5 protein-coding genes are annotated in these 7423 nt (G+C 37.8%); 4 read left to right on the top strand and 1 reads right to left on the bottom strand.

Annotation, left to right across the window (positions count from 1 at the left end):
* Positions 1-222 precede the first annotated feature (222 nt).
* The gene (locus ABXH34_RS05515) at positions 223-2334 is read left to right on the top strand and encodes a hypothetical protein (protein ID WP_353570867.1); all 2112 of its coding nucleotides are present in this window, start codon (positions 223-225) and stop codon (positions 2332-2334) included.
* A 220-nt stretch (positions 2335-2554) separates the two neighbouring features.
* Here the strand turns inward: ABXH34_RS05515 and rsmA are convergent, their stop codons facing one another.
* Positions 2555-3328, bottom strand: coding sequence for a 16S rRNA (adenine(1518)-N(6)/adenine(1519)-N(6))-dimethyltransferase RsmA (rsmA, locus tag ABXH34_RS05510; RefSeq protein ID WP_353570866.1), 774 nt, complete (start codon positions 3326-3328; stop codon positions 2555-2557).
* A 17-nt stretch (positions 3329-3345) separates the two neighbouring features.
* On the opposite strand from rsmA, the gene ABXH34_RS05505 reads away from it, so the two are divergent.
* The 3 genes from ABXH34_RS05505 to ABXH34_RS05495 all read left to right on the top strand — a co-directional run bounded on the left by ABXH34_RS05505 (position 3346) and on the right by ABXH34_RS05495 (position 7420).
* Entirely contained in the window at positions 3346-3927 is a 582-nt protein-coding gene (locus tag ABXH34_RS05505; RefSeq protein ID WP_353570865.1) for a hypothetical protein, read from the top strand.
* 485 nt (positions 3928-4412) lie between these two features.
* Positions 4413-6137 carry a lipid A export permease/ATP-binding protein MsbA gene (gene msbA / locus ABXH34_RS05500; protein WP_353570864.1) on the top strand — a complete coding sequence of 575 codons (1725 nt, stop codon included), beginning with the start codon at positions 4413-4415 and terminating at the stop codon, positions 6135-6137.
* Positions 6138-6502: 365 nt separating this feature from the next.
* Positions 6503-7420 carry a hypothetical protein gene (locus ABXH34_RS05495; RefSeq protein ID WP_353570863.1) on the top strand — a complete coding sequence of 306 codons (918 nt, stop codon included), beginning with the start codon at positions 6503-6505 and terminating at the stop codon, positions 7418-7420.
* The last annotated feature ends 3 nt before the right edge of the window (positions 7421-7423 follow it).

Genomic DNA, 7423 nt, shown 5'->3' with positions numbered 1-7423 from the left:
GTTCTATAGTGTACTTCCCTTCACCTAATATAAAATATTTAAGAAAAGATGACTTTAATTAAATATAAGCTATGCTTTATCAAATTCATATCCATTTCATAGATTGTCCTACTTAAATTGACTCTGATTTATTTCTCAATCCCAATCAATATTGATGAAAATACAACTTTGAGTATAACTTTTGCAGAAATGGAAGATTAAATTAATACATTGAGGTTTTAAATGATGAAAAAATTGATATCTGTTAATCGCTTTGCTTTGCTGGTGGCGGTCATGCTTAGTATAGGCTCGCTACCTGCTTATGCAGAGCCGTGGACACTTGAAGAAGCTGTTCCCATCCTTGAGGCAAACTATCCTGAAATGCCTGATGGTGTTAGCCTTTTTTCATTTACAATCACTTATGATCCATCCGCTTATATTAGAAGAAGTTTTGCTGGTGGCCAAAGTTTTTTAGTCCATATTCCATTGCCACCGGGAGTGAATGGAGTGCAAGCTGCATTTCAATCAAATTTTGCTGACCCTTTATCTGGTCTTGGTTTTCATGCTGATACAAAACCTAATTTTTGTCCAGAAAGTGTTACGGTTGATAATCCCACACCATGTGGTGAAGGTGACTTTATCTACTTAGATGATGGCAATGGGACACATTTTGAACCCGTAAAAGGGCAAGCCAGTATCAGTATTTACAACTTACGCTTTGAAACAGGTGTTGTACAAAAACAAACCACAGGCTATTTAGCATTATATTTACAGCCTGATTCGAGTAGTAATTATGATTCATCGGCGATTGGCTTTTCTGTTTCTATCGGCGATCGTGCATTGTATGAACAATGGTGGTGCGAAAATATAGGCAAAACATGTACAGCAACGGATACAACAACTGACCCAGTTACATCAGATCCAATTGATGACACAGTTCCAACTGATAATACAACTGACCCAGTCACATCAAACCCAACTGATGATCCAGTAACAACTGACCCAGTGACATCGAACCCAGTGATAACAACAGAGGGTACAACATGGGATTTTGAAGAAGGAGTTGCACCTATTGCAAGTAATTACCCTGAAATGACTGATAATGTGAGCATTTTTTCATTTACAATCAGCTATGATCCATCCGCCTATATCAGAAGAGATTTTTCAGGTGGCGAAAGCTTTTTAATACCTGTTCCATTACCACCAGGGGTCAATGGAGTACAAGCTGCATTTCAATCTAACTTTGCTGATCCTTTATCTGGTGTGGGATTCCATACTGATACAAAACCTAATTTTTGTCCAACAAATGCCACTGTAAGCAATCCTGCACCATGTGGTGAAGGTGATTTCATTTATTTAGATAATGAAAATGGTAAACGTTTTGAACCTGTCAAAGGGCAAGCCAGCATTAGTATTTTTGACTTACGTTTTGAAACAGGTGTTATACAAAAAGAAACCACAGGCTATTTAGCATTATATTTACAGCCTGGTTCGAATAGCCGTTATGATTCATCGGCAATTGGCTTTTCTGTTTCCATCGGTGATCGTGACTTATATGAACAATGGCGATGTGAAAACATAACCAAAACATGTACCCCAACACCTGACACTGACAATACCTCTGATGGTAATATAGACACCACTACAACAGAACGTGTTATTCAAATTCCAGATGCGCTAACTGGTAGCAATACGTGTACACAGCAAGATTGTGCATTTGATATTGAAATTGAACAGCCTGGTTTTTATGTGGTTTCTGCAAGCTTACTTAATGGTAATACTGAAGGTTTCTGGGGTATTAGTTTTACAACCTCTGGTGGTGTTAACGCAGGTGGATTTAATTCTGGTGCGACCCTGAAAGAAAATGCTGAAGCACCCGGATTTATGGCGTTTTATTTATCCGAAGCAGAGGCAGTTAACATTACGCCTTATGAGTACACAGGTAATGTCAATGCGATTACGGTTCAGCTTAGCAGACAAGATGACTCTGGAGAGCGTACTACGGTCTTTAGCCAACAAACCACATCAGGTACAGAGCATACAACAGCCGTCTTAGAACCAGGGTTTTATGTGGCTGAAGCCCTTAGCAGCACGGGCGATTCGAGAGGACAATTTGGTTTTTCAATTAATGCTCAGTCTATGACAGGCGGTGTTAATATTGGAGGCTGGATTGATGACAGTGCAGATGGCTTTGGTGGCTTATATGTTAATTCATCACAAAATGTCAAAGTGAAATCTTTATTTGGTGATGCTTATGGCACTAGTGGTTCGGGCTATATGCAAATTGATGTTTATCAACAGCAAGATAATGGAGAACGAGTGCTTTACTACTCTTCAGACAGTAGCTTGTTCTAATTAAGTTATAGTCGTTTTATTTTAAAGTGATACGGACTGGCAGTCCTCAATTTTAAAAGTGCTTGATATTTAAAGTATAAAAGGACTGCCAGTCCTAACATACAACCTGAAATTGACTATATCAGATAGCGTTACATTATGTAGCGTTATCTGAATATTCATCTGTCAGCTAAAATACAACACCCTCTAGTAAAACCACAATTACCAACTGCAATACTTCTTAGTCAACCAATAAGTTTGATAAAGCCGCAAATTCTTCTAAACTCAAAGTTTCCGCTCGCACTTGTGGATTAATACCGACTTGCTCAATTTGTTCTGAACTCAGCAATGGCTTTAAATTATTGCGCAATGTCTTACGGCGTTGAGTAAAAGCCTGAGCAACCAATTTTTCAAACAAGGCTTTATCATTGAGTTGCACAGGTGGTATAGCATGAGGGATCAAATGCACAATACTAGAATCTACTTTTGGTGGTGGATTGAATGCCATAGGACTGACATTAAATAATTTTTCTGCATGACAATGATATTGCAACATCACTGACAAACGCCCGTAATCTGAACAACTGGGTTTAGCAACAATACGATCAACCACTTCTTTTTGCAGCATAAACACCATATCTTGCACCATTTCAGCATAATTCAAAACATGAAATAATAGCGGCGTAGAAATATTGTAAGGCAGATTACCTACAATACGTAAAGTCGGCTGATTGAGTGTTGCAAAATCAAACTTAAGCACATCTGCTTGATAAATCGTCAGCTCTCCCCAATTCTGATCTTGTAAATACTGCACCAAGTCGCGGTCAAATTCAATAGCGACTAAACGCTTAATTTGGGTAAGCAAAGGTTGTGTTAATGCCCCTTGCCCAGGGCCAATTTCAACTAAAAAATCGTGGTCTCGTGGTGCAATGGCAGCGATAATTTGCTGAATCACTTGAGAATCATGTAAAAAGTTTTGCCCAAAGCGTTTACGAGGTCGGTGTTCATTCATCATTTTTGGAGTATGGTCTTATGCGAGTTAAATCCCGTTGGCATCAAACCAAGCGAGATGGCAATCAGAATAAAGCAAAATCTTTAGAAGAGATTGCAGGCGCCTTGGCGTTTAGCTGCTGGCGTATTGCGGGTAATAGTGTAGTTGAAATCGAAAATCAAGGCTATCATACGGCAACCAGTAACGACCGTTTGAATATTGTAGCGGAATATCTCGCCTTTTTGTTGCAAGTTTCTGACAGATTATTGTATGAAAAATTGACACCTGAGCAACGTCAAACCTTTATTCCTGCTGTCGCTTTGAATATGGCACACACTTTTGCTGATAATAAAACCGATATTGAAGGCGCAGGCGAGCATCAACAACCGTTTATTGATCTGTTAAACCAACGTGGTGAAAGCTATGCACAATGTGGTTTTGTGGATGATGAACCAGGATTTGATTTTTTACGTGTATTTGGTGAGCAAGTTTCAGCGGTTTTGAGCAAAGATAACCCTTTATGGGTCAGTCAATTTGTAGCTGAGGTCAATTCCCCCGAAATATTAAAGACCTTGAAACAAGCCGTTAAGCAATTATTTCAAGCAGAGATTGCAGAAGCATAAAAAGAAAAAAAAGCTAGTTTAATTCATTGTAATGCTAGCTTTTTTAGGGGCTGAATGATTATCTATTTCTCTGAAATAGGGGTTAAAAATAAAACCACACCTACCGCAAGAAAGATAAAATTAAGGAATAAGAAAAACCAGTCATGTAAATTTACAAAAACGCCAATGCTGCCAATTAATATGATAAATGCCCCTAAAAGCAATTTGAAAACTCGAATTAAAACGTTGAAAGTTGACCTCATAAAAGCCTCCTTATGTATGAAGAGATGGAATTGAAAATGGGTTTAACTTTGGGTAAAAAACCACATATACAAGTTGTGCGCCTACCTGTGACAAGCACTGATAATATAGCGTTGAATTCGTAATATTCTAGGCTTAACGTGGTAAACTTGTTGTTTAAAAAATAGAACACTGTACTTAGTCTGAAAAGTTATTATTATTTAGCCACTTATAAATCATCCCTATAAGCATATTATTTTACATTCATGCAAAAATCCCATTTATACCTACGTTTATTAAGTAAAGTCTCTCCCTATTGGTCTGTGTTTTCACTGGCTATTATTGCGATGGTGATCTCTGCGATTACTGAGGCGGCATTACCTGCACAACTTAAACCATTACTCGATGGTGGTTTTGTCGGAAAAAATCCTGATATTATACAAACCATGCCTCTAATTTTGATGGGTTTATTTCTATTGAAAGGGATTGCAACATTTACCAGCACCATGGCAATGACTTGGGTTGCCAGTCGGGTAGTAATGGATTTGCGCACCGATATGTTTAATAAATTATTAGTATTGCCGACCAAAGATTTTGACAACGCCTCATCAGGTACATTGATGTCCAAAGTCACTTATGATGTCAGCCGTGTGATGTCAGCCTCAACCGAGGTGTTGGTGGTATTAGTGCGAGATAGCATCACTGTTATTGGACTACTGTCTTGGATGTTTTATTTAAACTGGGCGTTGTCCTCAATTATTTTCACGGTTGTACCTGTGATCGTGGTGGTGGTGCGTTTGGTTAGCAAACGACTGCGCGGGATTAATACCACTTTGCAAGATAGCATGGGACAATTAACCCATATTTTGGAAGAAACCATCAGCGGACATAAATTAGTCAAAGTGTTTGGTGGGCAGAAGTATGAGCGTGAACGTTTTCGCAATATAAATAATCGAGTCCGTCAATTTGAAGTCAAAAATCAAATCACATCAGGTTTAAGTATTTTCGTGGTTCAAATGTTGACGGCGGGCGTGTTGGGCGTGATTATTTTTATTGCGGCACAGCAAGCGGCCACTGATGAAATTACGGTCGGCGGTTTTGTGTCATTATTCACTGCGATGGGGATGTTATTTGCGCCGATTAAACGTTTAACCAAAATCAACGATCAATTACAACAAGGTTTAGCTGCTGCGCAAAGTATTTTTAATTTACTAGATCAAGCAGAAGAACAAGATTCAGGTAAACAGTCAATTCAACGTTTAAGTGGCAAAATTCAATTTAGCAAGGTTAACTTGCAATATGATGAAGCGGATAAACAGGCCTTAAAACAAATTGGTTTGACGATTCAAGCAGGCGAAACCGTCGCTTTAGTTGGTGCATCAGGCAGTGGAAAAACCAGCTTAGCTAATGTGATTCCGCGTTTTTACAATGCGACACAAGGGCAAATTTTAATTGATGGAATAGATATTCATGATATGCCGCTGGCAGCCTTACGGGAAAATATCGCCTTGGTCAGTCAAGAAGTGGTGTTATTCAACGATACGATTGCAGCAAATATTGCTTATGGACGTGGAGCAACATCGCAACAAGCCATTGAGCAAGCAGCAAAGTCTGCTTATGCCCATGATTTTATTCAACAAACTTACAATGGGTTTGATACCTTAGTTGGTGAACGAGGAGTGAAATTATCAGGTGGTCAACGACAACGTTTAGCAATTGCACGCGCGTTTCTAAAAGATGCACCAATTCTGATTTTCGACGAAGCGACATCCGCCTTAGATACCCATTCAGAACAGCAAGTGCAAGCGTCTTTAAATCAGTTAAAACAAGGACGCACTACGATTATGATTGCACACCGTTTATCAACTATTGCCAATGCTGATCGAATTATTGTATTAAATCAGGGGGAAATTGCAGAAATCGGCACACATCATAGTCTATTAGCCAAGCAAGGTATTTATGCACATCTGTATCAGCAGCAAGTTTCTTGAATAAAGTATTAGAATATAATATGGGTAATTTTTATCAAAAGGCTTTAATTTACCCATTTTTCATGAATGAAATAGATGGCTTTGTTCATTATTCCTGTTTTATGACAAATATTTACCTTAGAAAATGCTTAGATCAATGCTATCTTCTAAAAAGAATATACTTTACTAATTCAATCTGAAATAAGGCAATAATTGAGATATAAAATAGATTTTTTTTGTATAAAAGAGCTGAAATCTTTTAAACCATGCGATTTATACATAGTATGAACAGATTTTAGTGAAAATAGAGGCTTGCTTAGCCTATTTTTCTTGCGTAACATGCAGCTTGGGCAATTTGATTTAAACACTATGAATGGGTGTTAACAATGCAAAAATATCTCTTACTATTACTGTTGTTTTTTCAGCCTTTCAGCCTTTTTGCGATGACGAGCTATCAGGGCTATAAAACAACACCAAGCGATGTATATAAACAGCTTTATATTATCAATGAAGAGATCAAGCTATTAAAACAATTTTTTCGGGTCACTACTCAAGTGAAACCAAGCAAAGTGAATATTGAGCTTTATTCACGTCACATGTGGCAAAAAACCTATGAAGTGCTGATAAAAATCAATCTCTTCCGTGAAAAAAATGGCCTTCCTTATATTGCAGTGTCTTCACGCGAACCTCGTAAAACCCCCCCGCCTATCATCGTTTACGGACAAGTGCTGCGAATTCTAACTGAACTCAAAATTATTAAGCACGCTCTAGATATTCCAAACATTGAGTTTGAAGAAAAAAAATTTAAAAATATTAGAGTCGTTGATAGTTTCAATTTTATTAATAATATCTCTGCTGAACTTGATTTATTACTAAAGAAATCACTAAGTCCATCATTTGTATTTGCTCAAGCCATGCGCATTTCAGAAGATATTAACGCCATATTAGATGCACAAAACATTGCTAATAACAGCATTCCGCCACCAAAAAATAAAAATACAACACCGACTGAAAGTTATGCTGCTGCTGAACAACTAATGACCGAAATTGTCAGAATACAAAGGACTACAAATGTGAATAGCATTGATTTTAAAGAGCTTAAACCTAATAAAATCACAGCGGGGGACGTATTTTCTATGACGGGGATTATCTTAGCAGAATTACAAACAATCAAGGCACATTTAGGTCTTAAATATGCCTTAACACCTGTAGCAAAACACTATACCAACATATTACCTGCTGACGTTGAGCAAGTTTTAGGCTGGTGTGTGAGAAAAATGCAATTGATTGATTTTGTTGATTAAAAA

Source organism: Candidatus Albibeggiatoa sp. nov. BB20, from assembly GCA_016744725.1.
GTDB lineage: Bacteria > Pseudomonadota > Gammaproteobacteria > Beggiatoales > Beggiatoaceae > Albibeggiatoa.
The sequence above is the reverse complement of the archived record's forward strand: the minus strand, read 5'-3'. Positions and strand labels throughout refer to the sequence as shown.

What these genes read in the sequence shown, in the direction of transcription:
- ABXH34_RS05515 (WP_353570867.1), top strand. Translation starts at nt 223, where the DNA reads ATGATGAAAAAATTGATATCTGTTAATCGCTTTGCTTTGCTGGTGGCG.
- rsmA (WP_353570866.1), bottom strand. Translation starts at nt 3,328, where the DNA reads ATGATGAATGAACACCGACCTCGTAAACGCTTTGGGCAAAACTTTTTA.
- ABXH34_RS05505 (WP_353570865.1), top strand. Translation starts at nt 3,346, where the DNA reads ATGCGAGTTAAATCCCGTTGGCATCAAACCAAGCGAGATGGCAATCAG.
- msbA (WP_353570864.1), top strand. Translation starts at nt 4,413, where the DNA reads ATGCAAAAATCCCATTTATACCTACGTTTATTAAGTAAAGTCTCTCCC.
- ABXH34_RS05495 (WP_353570863.1), top strand. Translation starts at nt 6,503, where the DNA reads ATGCAAAAATATCTCTTACTATTACTGTTGTTTTTTCAGCCTTTCAGC.